Source organism: Escherichia sp. E4736, from assembly GCF_005781225.1.
Lineage (GTDB): Bacteria > Pseudomonadota > Gammaproteobacteria > Enterobacterales > Enterobacteriaceae > Escherichia.
This window is the reverse complement of record NZ_VATT01000025.1, coordinates 15,604-34,097: the sequence shown is the minus strand read 5'-3', so window position 1 is coordinate 34,097 and position 18,494 is coordinate 15,604. Positions and strand designations below refer to the sequence as shown.

The window sequence follows — 18,494 nt, the reverse complement described above, 5'->3', positions numbered from 1 at the left end:
GCTGTAACATTCATTATTTTATGTGGAGAAGACGCGTGTGATTGTCAAACGCCCCGTCTCGGCCAGTCTGGCCCGGGCCTTTTTTTACATTGTGCTGCTGTCGATTCTTTCCACGGGTATCGCTCTGCTAACTCTGGCGAGCAGTTTGCGCGACGCTGAGGCTATCAATATTGCCGGATCGCTGCGTATGCAGAGTTATCGTCTGGGTTACGATCTGCAAAGCGGAAGTCCACAGCTTAACGCACACCGCCAACTGTTCCAGCAGGCACTGCATTCACCGGTATTAACCAATCTCAACGTCTGGTATGTGCCAGAGGCAGTAAAAGCCCGCTATGCGCATCTGAATGCCAACTGGCTGGAGATGAATAATCGGCTCATCAAGGGTGATTTGCCGTGGTATCAGGCCAATATTAATAATTATGTTAATCAGATAGACCTGTTTGTGCTGGCTTTACAGCACTACGCTGAACGCAAAATGCTGCTGGTAGTGGCGATTTCACTGGCTGGCGGCATCGGTATTTTCACGCTGGTCTTTTTTACTTTGCGCCGCATACGCCATCAGGTGGTAGCCCCGCTGAATCAACTGGTTACCGCCAGTCAGCGTATTGAACACGGGCAGTTCGACTCGCCGCCGCTGGATACCAGCCTGCCCAATGAACTGGGCCTGCTTGCAAAAACCTTTAACCAGATGTCGAGCGAGCTGCATAAGTTGTACCGCTCGCTGGAAGCGTCAGTAGAAGAAAAAACTCGCGATCTCCACGAGGCCAAGCGTCGCCTGGAGGTGTTGTATCAGTGTTCGCAGGCACTGAACACCAGCCAGATTGATGTGCATTGTTTCCGCCATATTTTGCAGATTGTTCGCGACAATGAGGCTGCTGAATATCTGGAGCTGAACGTTGGGGATAACTGGCGGATTAGCGAAGGGAAGCCAAACCCTGAGCTGCCAATGCAGATTTTACCGGTCACCATGCAAGAGACGGTTTACGGCGAGTTGCACTGGCAAAATAGCCACGTGTCATCATCAGAACCACTGCTTAACAGCGTTTCATCGATGCTGGGACGCGGTTTGTACTTTAATCAGGCGCAGAAGCATTTTCAGCAGTTGCTGTTGATGGAAGAACGCGCGACCATCGCCCGCGAACTGCACGACTCGCTGGCCCAGGTGCTTTCTTATTTACGTATCCAGTTGACGTTACTGAAGCGTTCGATACCCGAAGATAACGCCACTGCACAAAGTATCATGGCCGACTTCTCCCAGGCGCTGAATGATGCTTATCGGCAGTTACGCGAGCTGTTAACCACTTTCCGACTGACGCTACAGCAAGCGGATCTTCCCTCTGCGCTGCGTGAAATGCTGGATACATTACAAAACCAAACCAGCGCCAAACTGACGCTCGACTGCCGTCTGCCAACCCTGGCGCTGGATGCGCAGATGCAGGTGCATTTGTTGCAAATTATTCGCGAAGCGGTGCTGAACGCCATGAAGCACGCCAACGCCAGCGAAATTGCCGTTAGCTGCGTCACCGCGCCGGATGGCAATCACACAGTTTATATTCGCGACAACGGTATTGGCATCGGTGAACCGGAGGAACCCGAAGGCCATTATGGTCTGAATATCATGCGCGAGCGCGCGGAAAGATTGGGTGGGACGCTGACTTTTTCGCAACCTTCCGGCGGCGGCACGTTAGTGAGTATTAGCTTTCGCTCTGCGGAGAGCGAGGAAAGCCAGCAGATATGATGCTGCCTACTATTCATTAAATACTGGCATTTTAGGTTCAGTATAAAAGGGCATGATAATTTACATTATCTCCTTTTTTTCTCCACGATTGGCTCGTACCTTGCCGCTACAGTGAAGCAAGGCATGCCCATAACGATACGCAGAACTACGAGGTCCTCTTTTAATGGCGAATTTCTTTATTGATCGCCCCATTTTTGCCTGGGTGCTGGCAATTCTGTTGTGTCTGACAGGAACCCTGGCCATTTTCTCATTGCCCGTTGAACAGTACCCGGATCTCGCGCCACCGAATGTGCGAGTGACCGCTAACTATCCTGGCGCGTCAGCCCAGACGCTGGAAAACACCGTGACCCAGGTTATCGAGCAGAATATGACTGGTCTCGATAACCTGATGTATATGTCATCACAAAGCAGCGGTACTGGACAGGCGTCAGTAACGCTCAGTTTTAAAGCTGGCACAGATCCAGACGAAGCGGTGCAACAGGTGCAAAACCAGTTGCAGTCGGCCATGCGTAAACTACCGCAGGCGGTGCAAAATCAGGGCGTAACGGTGCGTAAAACCGGCGATACCAACATTCTGACCATTGCCTTCGTCTCAACCGATGGTTCGATGGATAAACAGGATATTGCCGATTACGTTGCCAGTAATATTCAGGACCCGTTAAGCCGCGTGAACGGCGTTGGTGATATCGACGCTTACGGTTCGCAATATTCGATGCGTATCTGGCTGGATCCGGCAAAACTGAACAGTTTCCAGATGACCGCTAAAGATGTCACTGACGCCATTGAATCGCAGAACGCACAGATTGCGGTTGGACAGCTTGGCGGTACGCCTTCTGTCGATAACCAGGCACTCAACGCCACCATTAACGCCCAATCACTGTTGCAAACGCCAGAACAGTTCCGTGATATCACTCTGCGGGTAAATCAGGACGGTTCGGAAGTGAAACTGGGTGATGTCGCCACCGTCGAAATGGGAGCGGAGAAATACGATTATCTTAGCCGTTTCAACGGTAAACCAGCCTCGGGGCTGGGGGTAAAACTGGCCTCCGGTGCGAACGAAATGGCAACGGCAGAACTGGTGATCAACCGTCTGGATGAACTGGCGCAGTATTTCCCGCCCGGACTGGAGTACAAGGTGGCGTATGAAACCACCTCGTTTGTTAAGGCCTCCATTGAAGACGTAGTGAAAACTCTGTTAGAAGCTATCGCGCTGGTTTTCCTCGTCATGTATCTGTTCCTGCAAAACTTCCGCGCTACGCTGATTCCAACTATCGCCGTGCCGGTAGTGTTGATGGGAACCTTCTCGGTGCTTTATGCCTTCGGCTATAGCGTCAACACCTTAACCATGTTCGCGATGGTGCTGGCTATCGGCCTGCTGGTGGATGACGCCATTGTGGTGGTGGAAAACGTCGAACGTATTATGAGTGAGGAAGGACTCACTCCTCGCGAAGCCACACGTAAATCGATGGGGCAAATCCAGGGCGCACTGGTCGGGATTGCAATGGTGCTTTCTGCTGTATTTGTGCCAATGGCCTTCTTTGGCGGCACCACCGGGGCTATCTATCGCCAGTTCTCTATAACCATTGTTGCGGCAATGGTGCTGTCGGTTCTGGTGGCGATGATCCTGACTCCGGCATTGTGCGCTACGCTACTTAAGCCACTGAAAAAAGGTGAGCATCACGGGCAGAAAGGCTTTTTTGCCTGGTTTAACCAGATGTTCAACCGCAACGCCGAACGCTACGAAAAAGGGGTGGCGAAAATTCTCCACCGCAGCCTGCGCTGGATTTTGATTTACGTCCTGCTGTTAGGCGGCATGGTGTTCCTGTTTCTGCGTCTGCCGACGTCGTTCCTGCCTCTGGAAGACCGTGGCATGTTTACCACCTCGGTACAGTTACCCAGCGGTTCGACTCAGCAACAGACTCTGAAAGTGGTGGAACAGATCGAGAAGTATTACTTCACCCATGAGAAAGACAACATCATGTCGGTGTTTGCCACTGTCGGTTCTGGCCCAGGGGGGAACGGGCAAAACGTGGCACGAATGTTTGTCCGCCTGAAAGACTGGAGCGAACGCGACAGTAAAACAGGCACCTCGTTTGCCATTATCGAACGTGCAACAAAAGAATTTAATAAAATCAAAGAAGCTCGCGTTATCGCCAGTAGCCCGCCTGCTATCAGCGGTCTTGGCAGTTCCGCTGGATTTGATATGGAGTTGCAGGACCACGCCGGGGCTGGTCACGATGCGCTGATGGCCGCGCGTAATCAGCTGCTGGCGCTCGCGGCGGAAAACCCAGAACTTACTCGTGTGCGCCATAACGGGCTGGACGACAGCCCGCAATTGCAGATTGATATCGACCAGCGCAAAGCGCAGGCACTGGGCGTTGCCATTGACGATATTAACGACACGCTGCAAACCGCGTGGGGCTCGAGCTATGTGAATGACTTTATGGATCGCGGTCGCGTGAAGAAAGTCTATGTGCAGGCTGCCGCGCCGTATCGCATGCTGCCAGATGACATTAACCTGTGGTATGTGCGTAACAAAGACGGCGGCATGGTGCCTTTCTCCGCCTTCGCGACCTCTCGCTGGGAAACAGGCTCGCCGCGCCTAGAACGCTATAACGGCTATTCTGCGGTAGAAATTGTCGGGGAAGCCGCCCCGGGCGTCAGTACGGGTACCGCGATGGATATTATGGAATCGTTGGTGAAGCAGTTGCCGAACGGCTTTGGACTGGAGTGGACAGCGATGTCGTACCAGGAACGACTTTCCGGAGCACAAGCTCCGGCGCTGTACGCCATTTCATTGCTGGTGGTATTCCTGTGTCTGGCTGCACTTTATGAAAGTTGGTCAGTACCGTTCTCGGTAATGCTGGTTGTACCGCTGGGGGTTATCGGCGCGCTGCTGGCAACCTGGATGCGTGGGCTGGAAAACGATGTTTACTTTCAGGTTGGCCTGCTAACAGTCATTGGTTTGTCGGCGAAAAACGCCATCCTAATTGTTGAGTTTGCCAACGAGATGAATCAAAAAGGCCACGACCTGTTTGAAGCGACACTCCACGCCTGCCGTCAGCGTTTACGTCCGATTCTGATGACATCGCTGGCGTTTATCTTCGGCGTATTGCCGATGGCGATCAGCAGTGGTGCCGGTTCCGGTGGTCAACACGCCGTCGGTACTGGCGTAATGGGCGGGATGATTTCTGCCACCATTCTGGCGATTTACTTCGTGCCGCTATTCTTTGTGCTGGTGCGTCGTCGCTTCCCACTGAAGCCTCGACCAGAATAAGCAATAAAAAAGGCGACATACGTATGTGTCGCCTTTTTCAACTCTCTGATAAAGAACCTGACGTCAGGTTCTTTCATTTCCTGTTCTGAAAATTACTTACGAAGCATAACTTCGATAAAGTCTTTCCAGTTCCCCAGTTCACGTTCAATCATAACAACCTCTCTTATAATTATGGGTATTCTACGGAAACAATATACCGTGGTGAAGCTAATTTATTCGATTGCTGTGATTACTACCTCCGGGGTAAAGCCTACGTTAATACTATGGCCCTGTGACAGGGATTTTTATGTGATGAACAGCAACATTTCGACATATTCATACGGATTCTAATACTGAATTAATTCTGTTTAAAATACAAAAATATACCAAGAGGAACATTCTTAATAATTGCATTAAAATTGTTCACAACCATTTAATAATTGTTAAGTTAAATACCTTAATAATGTTATATTGCCTGATAATCATTTGCGGGAAATATGTATTGACCGTTAAATGATTAGTTATTCTTAATAATCGCAAAAGGATTCATTATGGTTACCCTTTACGGTATCAAAAATTGTGACACCATTAAAAAAGCACGTCGTTGGCTGGAAACCAATAACATCGACTTTCGCTTTCACGATTACCGTGTTGATGGCCTGAACAGTGAATTGTTGAACTCTTTTATCAATGAATTAGGCTGGCAAGCGTTACTTAACACCCGTGGCACCACCTGGCGCAAGCTGGACGAAGCTACCCGCAACAATATCACCGATGCGGCCTCCGCTATGGCATTAATGACTGAAATGCCTGCAATCATCAAACGCCCATTGCTCTGTGCGCCAGGGAAGCCTATGCTGCTGGGTTTCAGTGGATCCAGTTATCAGCAATTTTTCCATGAGGTGTAGTCTATGTCGTGTCCGGTTATTGAGCTGACACAGCAGCTTATTCGCCGCCCATCCTTAAGTCCTGATGATGCAGGATGTCAGGCAATCATGATCGACCGTCTGCAGGCAATCGGTTTTACCATTGAACGCATGGATTTTGCGGATACGCAGAATTTTTGGGCGTGGCGTGGACAGGGAGAAACCCTGGCCTTTGCCGGACATACTGACGTAGTCCCTCCAGGCGATGCCGATCGTTGGATCAACCCACCATTTGAGCCAACCATTCGCGATGGCATGTTGTTCGGGCGCGGCGCGGCTGATATGAAAGGCTCGCTGGCGGCAATGGTAGTGGCAGCAGAACGTTTTGTCGCGCAACATCCCAACCATAAAGGCCGACTGGCATTTCTGATCACCTCAGACGAAGAAGCCAGCGCCCACAATGGCACGGTCAAAGTAGTCGAAGCGTTAATGGCGCGTAATGAACGGCTGGATTACTGCCTGGTCGGTGAGCCGTCGAGTATCGAAGTGGTTGGCGATGTAGTGAAAAATGGCCGTCGCGGATCGTTAACCTGCAACCTCACCATTCATGGCGTGCAAGGGCATGTGGCCTACCCGCATCTGGCTGATAATCCAGTACATCGCGCAGCACCTTTCCTTAATGAATTAGTGGCTATTGAGTGGGATCAGGGCAATGAATTCTTTCCGGCGACCAGTATGCAGATTGCCAATATTCAGGCGGGAACGGGCAGTAACAACGTTATTCCGGGTGAACTGTTTGTGCAGTTTAACTTCCGCTTCAGTACCGAACTGACTGATGAGATGATCAAAGCGCAGGTGCTTGCCCTGCTTGAAAAACATCAACTGCGTTATACAGTGGATTGGTGGCTTTCCGGGCAGCCATTTTTGACCGCCCGCGGTAAACTGGTGGATGCGGTGGTGAACGCCGTTGAGCACTATAATGAAATTAAACCGCAGCTATTGACCACAGGCGGAACGTCCGACGGGCGCTTTATTGCTCGCATGGGGGCGCAGGTGGTGGAACTCGGGCCGGTCAATGCTACCATTCATAAAATTAATGAATGTGTGAATGCTGCCGACCTGCAGCTACTTGCCCGTATGTATCAACGTATCATGGAACAGCTCGTCGCCTGATGAGTCGTTCTGTAAGAGGAAATAAGCATGGACTGGCTGGCTAAATATTGGTGGATTCTGGTGATTGTCTTTTTGGTGGGCGTCCTGCTGAACGTGATTAAAGATCTCAAGCGCGTCGACCATAAGAAATTTCTCGCCAACAAGCCGGAGCTTCCCCCGCATCGTGATTTCAACGATAAGTGGGACGATGACGACGACTGGCCGAAAAAGGATCAACCGAAGAAGTAAGCTGAGGGGCCGGATAAGGCGTTAACGCCGCATCCGGCAACGGTGAACAATGCCTGATGCGACGCTCACGCGTCTTGTCAGGCCTACGCAGCTGTTATTACATCATTTCAATTACATCATCATCGCCAGGCTTACCGCCACTTAGCGCTTCGTCGAAATAATGTTTCGGAATGGTATAACGCAAGTGATCCAGGGCAAATTGCATACTGCGATTGTCGATCGCATGGCCTAAATCCTCCACGATATCCAGCGTCACATCACCACCGGCACTGATTAACGCTTCCTGCGCCGCAACCGCATGCGCCAAATCGATAACCGGATCTTCACCACCATGAATCAAGTGAATTGTCGTGGCTGTAGACGCGGTTTCCGGCAGGCTGGCATAGCGTCCGTTAAAAGCAATGACGCGTGAGGCAAGGCCCGGTTCGGCTTTAATGCTCTCCAGCGCCATAATCGCGCCTTGGGAGAAACCGATTAGCGCCGTGGCGTTAGCCGCTACTCCGCTCTGTTTCTGCCAGTAGCGCACCGTCTCAATAAAGGTCGGCATGATGGCATCCACACGCGCCTGGCGATTATCTTCCGTTATGCCCTGCACCGAAAACCACTGACGCCCCGCCGGATTACCGCTCGGCTCCGCGCCACCGACACTCACCACCAGCGCATCCGGGAACAGCGGTGCAAACCAACTGCCGATCTCCCCCATCGCTACCGGGTTATCGCCGACACCGTGAAAAAGCAGCAACAACTGTTGCGCAGGTTTATCCGGGCTTTGAACAACAAAATGGTCATGTTTCATGGCGAACTCCTTAACTGATGTCATTAATTTTACGCCGCTGACTCACAATGACCATGGGATAAAATTGAAGGAGTCAGTGAAAAAATTGCCATTGCGTTATGCGATCGCGCAGGCGTTCAGCGCGGGTATCATCAAGCGCGAATAGCGCCTGTGCCGCCTCTTCACGCTGACGGGCCAACAACGCCTTACGCCCCGAAAGTTTAAGTGTGGTACATAACTGCGCGTCGCTGACGTTTTTCTGCAAGCGCCCACGCAGCGCTGGTAATGTCAGTTCGCTGATTTGCAGCAGACGCATTAAACAGCCTAATGACGTTAAAAGCGGACGATGAGCGAAAGCAAAACCAGCCAGTTCCAGCCAGTCGCCGTCAGTAACCACGATATCGTTAAGCGGATCGACTGGAATAGTTTCGCCATTCCACTGCGCGATAATTTGCGCATCGCGGCGTAAACGAAAATGCTCACGTTCTGCCAGCTGTTTACCCGCTTCGCTAATCGGTAACAACGCCATCGCCGTATAAAAGCCGCTGCTGGCTTCGCGATGATTGCCCATCCGCACCAACACAAAACCGCATCGTTGCCAGAAACGCCATAATTCCTCGGTGTAGCCAAAGCTTACCGAAAAGTAGTCGAGGCCATGCGTATATTGCAAAGCGCTGGCAATGAGCTGTTGCCCAACACCTTCGCGCTGACGCGCCGGATGGACTGCAATCCGGCTGACCCGCCGTCCGCGCAATGTCGCCGCCTGTGGATTGCTGCCGTGCGCCGCCAGCGACTGGGCCACCAGATTACCCCGCGGGCGACGAAAACCCGCCCATACCGCCTGACTGAGTTCTTGAGATAATCCGCCCTCATCCACCAGCCACAGCGCCCCGGCGATCTCGTTTTCGCCAGCCGCCTTTAAAAAATGTTGCCCTGGTGCATCCATCATCCGGCGTAAATCCAGCGGCGAGGTCCGGTAGTGCGCACCAGACAATAGCTGATATACCTTTAACGGTGTATCTGGTTCGCTTCTCCATAACGCCTGTTCAAAAGCGGAAATGACGATGTCACCTTGTGGTTCGTGAGTGAAGTTTTCATCGTCAAAAACCAGTGCCTCACTGACTATTTTTTCCAGCGGGCATCCCTGCGCCCAGCGGATCGGCTGTTGCAGTTCAAAACGGTGTAAATGCGGAAAGCGGGCGCAAAATTTCAGCAAAAAACCACGTCCGGTGCCTTCATAGCCCTGTACCGTTGTAGTTAACAAAGTGCGTGAGAAACGCGATACAAGCTGATGCAACAGTGGTGCAGGAATGGCTGCGGCTTCGTCAACCACCAGCCAGTCGGCTTTTTCATCACTGGCTAATAAGGCATCTGGCGCCACAAAGCGATACTTCTCGCCCGCAAACTGCGCTAGCACATCCGTTGCAGCCTTCGCAGGTGCTGTAACAATCGCACTGCCAGAGATACGGGAAATGAGTTGCCCCGCCAGCGCCGACTTACCGCGCCCGCGCGCAGCAGTTACCGCAGCCACGCCCGGCGGCATGGTCAGCAGTTGCTGTAATATGTGCTGTTGTTCTGGTTGCGGCTCGCCAGTAGCAGGACGCCAGTCTGGATAAGGAGCAAAATGCACCAACTTGAACGGCTGATTTTGTCGCCAGAGGATAGCGTTGTTATCCGCCGCAAGTACACGTTTGAGATGTTGGACAAAATGCGGCGTCGCAATAGGACCAAGGCAATCACTCCAGCGCAGCGAATCGACATCAGGATGGTTTTCCCATTCTTCCCACGCAGGGAGCAACAACACCAGCCAGCTTCCCGCTTTCAGCGTTCCGCTAAGTGCCGCAAAAGCGGCGGCATCAAAACCCTGGCGGGCGTCGAATACCGCATGCTGAAACTCGCGCCCAAGTAAAGTTTGTAGCGCTGATGGCGTACAGTGGTTTTCAGAAGCTGGCTGCGGCGAAACCCACAGCCAGTCGCCCGGTAATACGTCACGCAACTTAAGCGCATGCTCACCGCACCAGCTTCCTTCGCCGCTCAACACTAACAAGCGGCGAATCCCTTCACGTTTCATTTGCGCTGTTAATGTGTGAAGCGCAGTCAGTTCAGCCATCCCTGCCCCGGAAGTTAAATGCTTTTACCAAAAGTATTGCATTGTGCCGGATCGCCGCTGTCGAAACCACGTTTAAACCAGCTGTAGCGCTGCTGAGATGTACCATGGGTAAAGCTATCTGGCACCACCTGCCCCTGACTTTGCTGTTGTAAACGGTCATCGCCGATGGCCTGCGCCGCGTTCAGCGCCTCTTCCAGATCGCCGGTTTCCAGAACGCCTTGCTGCTGCATGCTATGCCCCCAGACACCGGCAAAGCAGTCGGCCTGGAGTTCCATACGCACAGATAAGCGGTTGGCTTCCGCTTGCGTCGCGTTTTGTTGTAGTTGACGGACTTTCGGCTCGATACCTAACAGTTTCTGCACGTGATGACCGACTTCATGGGCGATAACGTACCCTTGAGCAAAATCACCATCCGCGCCCAGTTTGTCTTTCATGTCATCATAGAAGGAGAGATCGATATAGACTGTGCCATCCGCCGGGCAATAAAACGGTCCCATAATGGACTGCCCCGCCCCGCAACCGGTGCGAGTCATTCCACGGTACATGACCAGCTTCGGTTGCTGGTAGGTCTTACCCATCTTCTCGAATTGCTGTCCCCAGGTGTCTTCCGTGGTTGCCAGAATCACCGAAGTGAATTTTGCCGCTTCGTCTTCATTTGGGCTAATTGAACGCGTTGATTGCTGTTGGGAAACGGGCTGCCCGGTCATCAATCCAGTTAAATCAACACCATAGTAGCCAGCGACCAACACAACCACCAGTAAAATTAACCCGCCTTTACCGGTTGGTAGGCGAAAACCGGGACCGCCCATTGACGGACCACCGGAACTGTTTCGCCTGTCTTCAACATTGTCACTTTCACGACGCCCTTGCCAGCGCATAGATACCTCAACAATATATTCATTATAGGAATGATCGTAGGTGGTTCAGGGGAAGATTACCACAGGAAAACGGGAGGAAATGATGGAGGAATGAGCGTTCAATGCACATCTTACGAGAGCGGTTGTCTTGCCGTGCCAGCAGCACGGCAAGACGATGAACAGAAAAATCAGTCCAGCTGTACACCCAGGCGGCGGGCGACGGCTTCATAGGCTTCGATCAGGCCACCGAGGCTCTGGCGGAAACGGTCTTTGTCCATTTTCTCCAGCGTTTCTTTGTCCCACAGGCGGCTACCGTCCGGGGAGAACTCATCACCCAGTACCACTTCGCCTTTGTACAGACCAAACTCCAGCTTGAAATCGACCAGAATCAGACCGGCATCGTCGAACAGTTTTTTCAGCACGTCGTTCGCTTTGTAGGTCAGCTCTTTCATGCGCGCCAGGTTCTCTTTGCTTACCCAGCCAAAGGTTTCGCAGTAAGATTCGTTGACCATCGGATCGTGCATGGCGTCGTTTTTCAGGAACAGATCGAACAGCGGCGGGTTCAGCTCAATACCTTCTTCGATTCCAAGACGTTTCACCAGAGAGCCAGCAGCACGGTTACGCACGACACATTCAACCGGCACCATATCCAGTTTTTTCACCAGACATTCGGTATCAGAGAGCAGACGCTCCATTTGAGTCGGGATACCCGCTTCAGCCAGTTTGCTCATAATGAAGTAGTTGAACTTGTTGTTCACCATACCTTTGCGATCAAACTGCTCAATGCGCGCGCCATCCCCTGCTGACGTATCATTGCGGAATTCGAGCACCAACAGGTCCGGGTTTTCCGTGCTGTATACGGTTTTCGCTTTACCACGATACAACTCAGCTTGCTTTTGCATCTTTATCACTCCTGGGTGTGAATTAACGTTTTAAAATCTTTTGCTGTCTGGTGTGCCTGTCGTTTTGTCGGCTGTGCCGTGAACGCCTTAACCGACCTACGCCGACAAACAAATTTCGTGCGAATTAACGCTAAAATCGCGATTTTCTGCTGACGCACACGTTTGCGTATCATATCAGAAAAAAGGGCCGGATGACTCCAGCCCTGTATTTTTACTTGCTAAACGCAGCCTGGAAGACTGATACCAGTGCGTCGTTTTGGCTTTGGGTCAGCGTATGACCTTTTGGATCAATAAACTGTAAGCTGCTGCGGTTATCTAAATCACCGACTTGCAATTTGTAGTCGCCGGATGCCAGTTCAGGATCACGGGCGCCCAGTTCCTGCCAGTCGCTGTCAGACAGTGGCTTGTAAGTTACGGCCATGCTGCCCTGTGAACGAGTGCTGTCGGTCACTTTCATGCCCACTTTTTCCAGCGCAGCAGGCAGACGTTGCCATACTACGTTGAACGGACCACGCACGACCAGCATCGGTAAACCAGTGTCGTCAGCGCCGCTTTGTACATCCATTGTTGTGGAAGCACGGTTTTGCGCCGCATTAGCCGCGTCAGTGACGGATTTATCCAGGCCAGCGGAAATGACGTTCATCATCTCAGCACTGTAACGCTGCATAGACGCCGCATCTGCAACCGGCTTGCCAGCCTGCTCCAGGTTCAGCAATTTCACCGTTACCGCCTGCTGATACCCCTGCGGTTTAACGGAGATTTGATAACGACCACGATATTGCTCGTCTTCGTCCAGACGGTTCCATTGTACCCAATCGGTGGTCAGAGTCTGACCGGCATCATCGCGTTGGGTAATGGTATAGTTTTTCGCCTGCAGCACGCTAACGACCTGCGGCCACAGAGTATTGCCACGACCATTTTCCACCAGCAGCGAAGCGGTATCGCCCGTGAACTGGGTACGCGCACCTGAAACCAGCGCCAGCGGCTGGGCTGGTGGACGAATATCTAACGCTTTGCCAACTGCGCCACTACCGTTAGTTACCGGAATCGCATAGTCGCCGGAGGTCACCGGCAAAATCATTCCTGCCGGGGCGTGAAGTTCTGCAAGCGGTGCCGCTTCCAGGTAGGCTTCATCGCCGCTCACCTGACGCTTATAACGTGAGTCCGAACTACAGGCTGCGAGTAAAAGAACAAGCGAAACACCCGCAACCTTCGCCAGGCGCGACTTTTGTACAGAGTAAGCCATCAAATCTCCCTAAACTTTACAGCAAACCGGCATGCTTAAGCGCCGCTCTGACCGTCTCACGACCACTGTCGGTGATTGGCGTCATTGGCAGGCGTAGCGTATCGGTCGCCACAAGACCCAGTTCCTTACATGCCCATTTCACAGGGATTGGATTGGGTTCGACAAATAGTTTGTTGTGTAATGGCATCAGACGCTGATTAATAACGCGTGCCTCGGCAAAATGCCCTTCTGCCGCCAGTTTGCACATCTGGGCCATATCTCGCGCTGCGACGTTAGCCGTAACGGAAATTACGCCATGACCGCCTAACTGCATGAAATCCAGCGCGCTCGCATCATCGCCGCTCAGCAGAACAAAATCGTCTGAAACCAGCTCTTTGATCTGGTTTACCCGCGTTAAGTTCCCTGTTGCTTCTTTGATACCGACAATATTTTTTACTTTCGCCAGACGGCCCACCGTTTCTGGTAGCAGATCGCAACCAGTACGGGACGGCACATTATACAGAATTTGCGGCAGGTCAGTATGTTCAGCGATGGCTTTGAAATGCTGATACAGACCTTCTTGCGATGGGCGGTTGTAATAAGGGGTTACCGTCAGGCAGCCAACAACACCGCTGTCGTTGAAGCGCTGCGTCAGGTTAATGGCTTCTGTGGTGGCGTTAGCACCGGTCCCGGCAATCACCGGAATGCGCCCATCAGCCAGCTCCAGCGTCATCATCACGACATCGACATGCTCGTCATGGTTCAGAGTGGCGGACTCACCAGTAGTACCAACAGAAACGATCGCCGAAGTACCGCTGGCGACATGATAATCAATCAGTTTTTTTAAGCTAGCCCGACAGACATTACCTTTTTCATCCATCGGAGTAACAATCGCGACAATACTTCCCGTGAACATGGGCCATCCTCTGTGCAAACAAGTGTCTCAATGGTACGTTTGGTATGGCATTAAAAGCAAGCAAACAGAACCGTTCTGATTGTTGTATGCATGTTTTTTTTATGCTTTCCTTAGGAACATCTCACCCCCTTAAAGGAATAACCAGTTTGACACTGTCATCGCAACATTATCTGGTGATCACTGCGCTGGGTGCCGATCGCCCAGGAATTGTGAATACCATCACCCGTCATGTCAGTAGTTGCGGCTGTAATATCGAAGACAGTCGCCTGGCGATGTTGGGAGAAGAGTTCACGTTTATCATGCTGCTTTCCGGTTCATGGAACGCCATCACCTTGATTGAATCAACGTTACCGTTGAAAGGCGCCGAGCTGGATCTTTTAATCGTGATGAAACGAACGACCGCTCGCCCACGTCCACCTATGCCCGCATCTGTCTGGGTTCAGGTCGATGTGGCGGACTCCCCGCATTTAATTGAGCGCTTCACAGCACTTTTCGACGCGCACCATATGAACATTGCAGAACTGGTGTCACGCACGCAACCTGCTGAAAATGAAAGGGCTGCGCAGCTACATATTCAGATTACCGCCCACAGCCCGGCGTCTGCGGACTCAGCAAATATTGAGCAAGCGTTCAAAGCACTATGTACAGAACTCAATGCGCAAGGCAGTATTAACGTCGTCAACTATTCCCAACATGATGAACAGGATGGAGTTAATTAATGAATCCACTGAAAGCCGGTGACATCGCACCGAAATTTAGCTTGCCGGACCAAGACGGAGAACAAGTTAATTTGACCGACTTCCAGGGACAGCGTGTTCTGGTTTATTTCTACCCGAAAGCCATGACCCCCGGCTGTACCGTACAGGCCTGCGGCTTACGCGATAACATGGAAGAGTTAAAAAAAGCGGGCGTTGATGTGCTCGGTATCAGCACCGATAAACCTGAAAAACTTTCCCGTTTCGCAGATAAAGAACTGCTTAACTTTACGCTTCTGTCCGATGAAGACCACCAGGTATGCGAACAATTCGGCGTCTGGGGCGAGAAGTCTTTCATGGGCAAAACCTACGATGGTATTCACCGTATCAGCTTCCTGATCGATGCCAACGGCAAAATCGAACACGTATTTGACGATTTCAAAACCAGCAATCACCACGACGTAGTGCTTAACTGGCTCAAAGAACACGCCTGATTACTTTGCTCCATTCCGTGCTGGCTGCGCTTGCGGCCAGCACATTTCACATCCGGTGATGTAAATCACGCCCTGCGACACTCGTTTCAAAGCCCTTTTCGCTGAAGATTACTCTTGCGGGATTTGACCATCCGGCCAGGCATGGATTACTGCTTTGATTAGCGTTGCCAGTGGGATAGCGAAGAATACGCCCCAGAATCCCCACAGCCCGCCGAAAATCACCACCGATAAAATAATCACTAGCGGATGCAGGTTCACGGCTTCAGAGAACAACACCGGTACGAGTAAGTTACCGTCCAGCGCCTGGATAATCAGATACACCGCGAAGCAGCTCCAGAACTCGGTGCCAGCGCCAAACTGGAATAGCGCCACGCCGACCACCGGAATGGTCACCACAAATGCGCCAATGTACGGAATAAGCACCGAGAAACCAACCAGCACCGCCAGCAGCAGCGAATAGTTCAGCCCAAAGAGTAAGAATCCCAGCCAGGTGGCGATCCCCACCACGATCATCTCCAGTACCTTGCCACGGATGTAGTTGGTGATTTGCTGGTTCATCTCCTTCCACACCTGCCCTGCCAGTCCACGGTTGCGCGGCAGCACCCGACGAACGGCATTCAGCATTTGCTCTTTGTCTTTCAGCAGGAAGAAGACCATCAATGGCACCAGCACCAGATAGACGGCAATGGTCAGCAAACCGACCAGCGAGGCGAGGGAGATTTTCACCACTGAATCGCCCATGGTAAGCATCCGGCTACGCATATTCTCAGCCATCGCATCAATAATGCCCGCGTCCATCAACGCCGGATAGCGGCGCGGCAACGTGGCGGCAAAATCAGAAAGCTTATTGAGCATACCCGGCATATCGCGGATTAAATAAATGCCCTGTTGCCAGGCGATAGGCATGACCACAAATGCCATCAGTAGCAGGATGCCAACAAACAGGACCAGCACAATCGACGTCGCCCAACGGCGGGAACAGCCAATAGATTGCAGGCGCACAGTGGGCCATTCCAGCAAATAGGCCAGCACAATAGCCACCAGCAGCGGCGCGAGTAATCCACTAAAGAAAAAGATAATGCCAAAACCGGCAACTAAAATAACCAGCAAGGCAATCGCTTCCGGGTCGCTAAAACGGCGGCGATACCATTGCATCAACATTTCGAGCATAAAGACCTTCCCTGAACCTCAAGAGGGGGATTGCGATCCGCAATTGTATCGAAATGTCACAAAAAAGACTTCGCTTTTTATGACGGATTCAGGAAACTAAAAAGTCATTTGAGTGGGTTAATCTTCACCGTTACACTCAAAGACGGCGCGGTGGGAACGATATTTCACAGTATCGGTCAAATGACTATCTCCAGAAATACAGGACAGAGGTTATGTTCAGGCAGTTGAAAAAAAACCTGGTTGCTACCCTCATTGCTGCTCTGACCCTCGGTCAGGTGGCCCCGGCGTTTGCCGATAGCGCAGACACCTTGCCGGATATGGGAACCTCCGCAGGAAGCACGCTTTCCATTGGTCAGGAAATGCAAATGGGCGACTATTATGTTCGCCAGTTACGCGGCAGCGCGCCGTTAATTAATGATCCGCTATTAACGCAATACATTAACTCGCTGGGGATGCGTCTGGTTTCGCATGCCAATTCAGTTAAGACGCCATTCCATTTCTTTCTGATCAATAACGACGAAATTAACGCCTTTGCTTTCTTTGGCGGCAACGTAGTGCTGCATTCTGCCCTGTTCCGTTATTCCGATAACGAAAGCCAACTGGCTTCGGTTATGGCGCATGAAATCTCCCACGTCACCCAGCGACACCTGGCGCGAGCGATGGAAGATCAGCAACGTAGCGCACCACTCACCTGGGTCGGGGCGTTAGGTTCTATTTTACTGGCGATGGCCAGCCCCCAGGCGGGAATGGCAGCGCTGACCGGTACGCTGGCGGGAACACGCCAGGGGATGATCAGCTTCACCCAGCAAAACGAACAGGAAGCAGACCGCATTGGGATTCAGGTGCTGCAACGCTCGGGGTTCGATCCGCAGGCGATGCCGACCTTCCTCGAAAAATTGCTCGATCAGGCGCGTTACTCTTCGCGTCCGCCGGAAATTTTGCTGACTCACCCGTTGCCGGAAAGCCGTCTGGCTGATGCTCGTAACCGTGCTAATCAGATGCGCCCGATGGTGGTGCAATCGTCAGAAGATTTCTATCTGGCGAAAGCGCGTACTCTAGGGATGTACAATTCCGGACGTAATCAGCTCACCAGCGACTTGCTGGATGAATGGGCGAAAGGCAATGTTCGTCAGCAACGTGCGGCACAGTATGGCCGTGCTTTACAGGCGATGGTAGCCAATAAATTCGATGAAGCACGGAAAACGCTTCAGCCATTATTGGCGGCAGAACCGGCTAACGCATGGTTTCTCGATCTGGCAACCGATATTGACCTTGGGCAACACAAAGCCAATGACGCGATCAATAGGCTGAAAAATGCCCGCGATTTACGCACCAGTCCGGTGTTGCAGCTCAACCTGGCAAACGCGTATCTGCAAGGCGGTCAACCGCAGGAAGCGGCCAATATTCTGAATCGCTATACTTTTAATAATAAAGATGACAGCAATGGCTGGGATTTGCTGGCACAGGCGGAGGCCGCGCTAAATAACCGCGATCAGGAACTGGCTGCGCGAGCAGAAGGTTATGCGCTGGCCGGGCGACTCGACCAGGCCATTTCTCTGTTAAGTAGCGCAAGTTCGCAGGTGAAATTAGGCAGCCTACAACAAGCGCGTTACGATGCGCGCATCGACCAGTTGCGCCAGTTGCAGGAACGCTTTAAGCCTTATACCAAGATGTAATTCGCATTAAAGGAAGAACAATGACCAAACAGGTAAAAATCTACCACAACCCACGCTGCTCAAAGAGCCGTGAAACGCTGAACCTGCTGAAAGAAAATGGTGTGGAGCCGGAAGTGGTGCTCTATCTTGAGACACCCGCCGATGCGGCAACGCTACGTAATTTGCTGAAAATGTTGGGTATGAATAGCGCCCGTGAACTGATGCGCCAGAAAGAGGACCTTTATAAAGAGCTGAATCTTGCAGACAGTTCGCTTAGCGAAGAAGTGCTGATTCAGGCGATGGTGGATAATCCGAAGCTAATGGAACGCCCAATTGTGGTCGTGAATGGCAAAGCGCGTATTGGTCGCCCACCGGAGCAAGTGCTGGAAATCGTGGGTTAAGATGTACCCCTTCGGTAGCTAAGGCATATTGCC

17 protein-coding genes are annotated in these 18,494 nt (G+C 51.9%); 9 read left to right on the top strand and 8 right to left on the bottom strand.

Features of this window, described 5'->3' with window-relative positions; translation table 11 throughout:
• Window positions 1–37 precede the first annotated feature (37 nt).
• Both narQ and acrD read left to right on the top strand, forming a co-directional pair.
• On the top strand, window positions 38–1,738 hold the full coding sequence (gene narQ, locus FEK46_RS16025; RefSeq protein WP_130207433.1) for a nitrate/nitrite two-component system sensor histidine kinase NarQ: 1,701 nt from the start codon (window positions 38–40) through the stop codon (window positions 1,736–1,738).
• A gap of 163 nt (window positions 1,739–1,901) precedes the next feature.
• The gene (acrD, locus tag FEK46_RS16020; protein WP_130207435.1) at window positions 1,902–5,015 is read left to right on the top strand and encodes a multidrug efflux RND transporter permease AcrD; all 3,114 of its coding nucleotides are present in this window, start codon (window positions 1,902–1,904) and stop codon (window positions 5,013–5,015) included.
• Between the two features lie 92 nt (window positions 5,016–5,107).
• Here the strand turns inward: acrD and ypfM are convergent, their stop codons facing one another.
• Window positions 5,108–5,167, bottom strand: coding sequence for a protein YpfM (ypfM, locus tag FEK46_RS16015; protein WP_001386977.1), 60 nt, complete (start codon window positions 5,165–5,167; stop codon window positions 5,108–5,110).
• A 378-nt stretch (window positions 5,168–5,545) separates the two neighbouring features.
• On the opposite strand from ypfM, the gene FEK46_RS16010 reads away from it, so the two are divergent.
• From FEK46_RS16010 to FEK46_RS16000, 3 genes are read left to right on the top strand one after another with little or no spacing between them, the layout of a single operon-like run.
• On the top strand, window positions 5,546–5,902 hold the full coding sequence (locus tag FEK46_RS16010) for an ArsC family reductase (RefSeq protein WP_135559793.1): 357 nt from the start codon (window positions 5,546–5,548) through the stop codon (window positions 5,900–5,902).
• A gap of 3 nt (window positions 5,903–5,905) precedes the next feature.
• Window positions 5,906–7,033, top strand: coding sequence for a succinyl-diaminopimelate desuccinylase (dapE, locus tag FEK46_RS16005; protein ID WP_130207439.1), 1,128 nt, complete (start codon window positions 5,906–5,908; stop codon window positions 7,031–7,033).
• Between the two features lie 27 nt (window positions 7,034–7,060).
• Complete coding sequence (locus FEK46_RS16000) at window positions 7,061–7,261, top strand: YpfN family protein (RefSeq protein ID WP_000383836.1); 201 nt, start codon at window positions 7,061–7,063, stop codon at window positions 7,259–7,261.
• Window positions 7,262–7,358: 97 nt separating this feature from the next.
• On the opposite strand, the gene ypfH is transcribed toward FEK46_RS16000, so the two are convergent.
• The 6 genes from ypfH to dapA form a co-directional block, all read right to left on the bottom strand.
• A complete protein-coding gene (ypfH, locus tag FEK46_RS15995) occupies window positions 7,359–8,057 on the bottom strand; it encodes an esterase (protein ID WP_135407525.1) in 699 nt (232 codons plus the stop codon).
• Window positions 8,058–8,130: 73 nt separating this feature from the next.
• Window positions 8,131–10,146 (bottom strand): tRNA cytosine(34) acetyltransferase TmcA, encoded by a 2,016-nt coding sequence (gene tmcA / locus FEK46_RS15990; RefSeq protein ID WP_135559794.1) that lies wholly within the window; start codon window positions 10,144–10,146, stop codon window positions 8,131–8,133.
• A 14-nt stretch (window positions 10,147–10,160) separates the two neighbouring features.
• Window positions 10,161–11,024, bottom strand: a complete 864-nt coding sequence (locus FEK46_RS15985; protein WP_130207445.1) for a neutral zinc metallopeptidase — start codon at window positions 11,022–11,024, stop codon at window positions 10,161–10,163.
• Window positions 11,025–11,191: 167 nt separating this feature from the next.
• Window positions 11,192–11,905, bottom strand: coding sequence for a phosphoribosylaminoimidazolesuccinocarboxamide synthase (gene purC, locus FEK46_RS15980; RefSeq protein WP_001295467.1), 714 nt, complete (start codon window positions 11,903–11,905; stop codon window positions 11,192–11,194).
• A 211-nt stretch (window positions 11,906–12,116) separates the two neighbouring features.
• The gene (gene bamC / locus FEK46_RS15975) at window positions 12,117–13,151 is read right to left on the bottom strand and encodes an outer membrane protein assembly factor BamC (RefSeq protein ID WP_130207447.1); all 1,035 of its coding nucleotides are present in this window, start codon (window positions 13,149–13,151) and stop codon (window positions 12,117–12,119) included.
• A gap of 16 nt (window positions 13,152–13,167) precedes the next feature.
• A complete protein-coding gene (dapA, locus tag FEK46_RS15970) occupies window positions 13,168–14,046 on the bottom strand; it encodes a 4-hydroxy-tetrahydrodipicolinate synthase (RefSeq protein ID WP_130207449.1) in 879 nt (292 codons plus the stop codon).
• 146 nt (window positions 14,047–14,192) lie between these two features.
• Between dapA and FEK46_RS15965 the strand changes: the two genes are divergently transcribed.
• A complete protein-coding gene (locus FEK46_RS15965) occupies window positions 14,193–14,765 on the top strand; it encodes a glycine cleavage system transcriptional repressor (RefSeq protein WP_130207451.1) in 573 nt (190 codons plus the stop codon).
• Complete coding sequence (gene bcp / locus FEK46_RS15960) at window positions 14,765–15,235, top strand: thioredoxin-dependent thiol peroxidase (RefSeq protein ID WP_130207453.1); 471 nt, start codon at window positions 14,765–14,767, stop codon at window positions 15,233–15,235. Before FEK46_RS15965 ends, bcp begins: the two co-directional genes overlap by 1 nt.
• 108 nt (window positions 15,236–15,343) lie before the next feature.
• Here bcp and FEK46_RS15955 read toward each other — a convergent pair whose 3' ends face one another.
• The gene (locus FEK46_RS15955; protein WP_130207455.1) at window positions 15,344–16,405 is read right to left on the bottom strand and encodes an AI-2E family transporter; all 1,062 of its coding nucleotides are present in this window, start codon (window positions 16,403–16,405) and stop codon (window positions 15,344–15,346) included.
• 212 nt (window positions 16,406–16,617) lie between these two features.
• Here FEK46_RS15955 and bepA point away from each other — a divergent pair, with 212 nt between their 5' ends.
• Window positions 16,618–18,081 (top strand): beta-barrel assembly-enhancing protease, encoded by a 1,464-nt coding sequence (gene bepA / locus FEK46_RS15950; RefSeq protein WP_135559795.1) that lies wholly within the window; start codon window positions 16,618–16,620, stop codon window positions 18,079–18,081.
• 20 nt (window positions 18,082–18,101) lie between these two features.
• Window positions 18,102–18,461, top strand: coding sequence for an arsenate reductase (glutaredoxin) (arsC, locus tag FEK46_RS15945; protein ID WP_130222014.1), 360 nt, complete (start codon window positions 18,102–18,104; stop codon window positions 18,459–18,461).
• The last annotated feature ends 33 nt before the right edge of the window (window positions 18,462–18,494 follow it).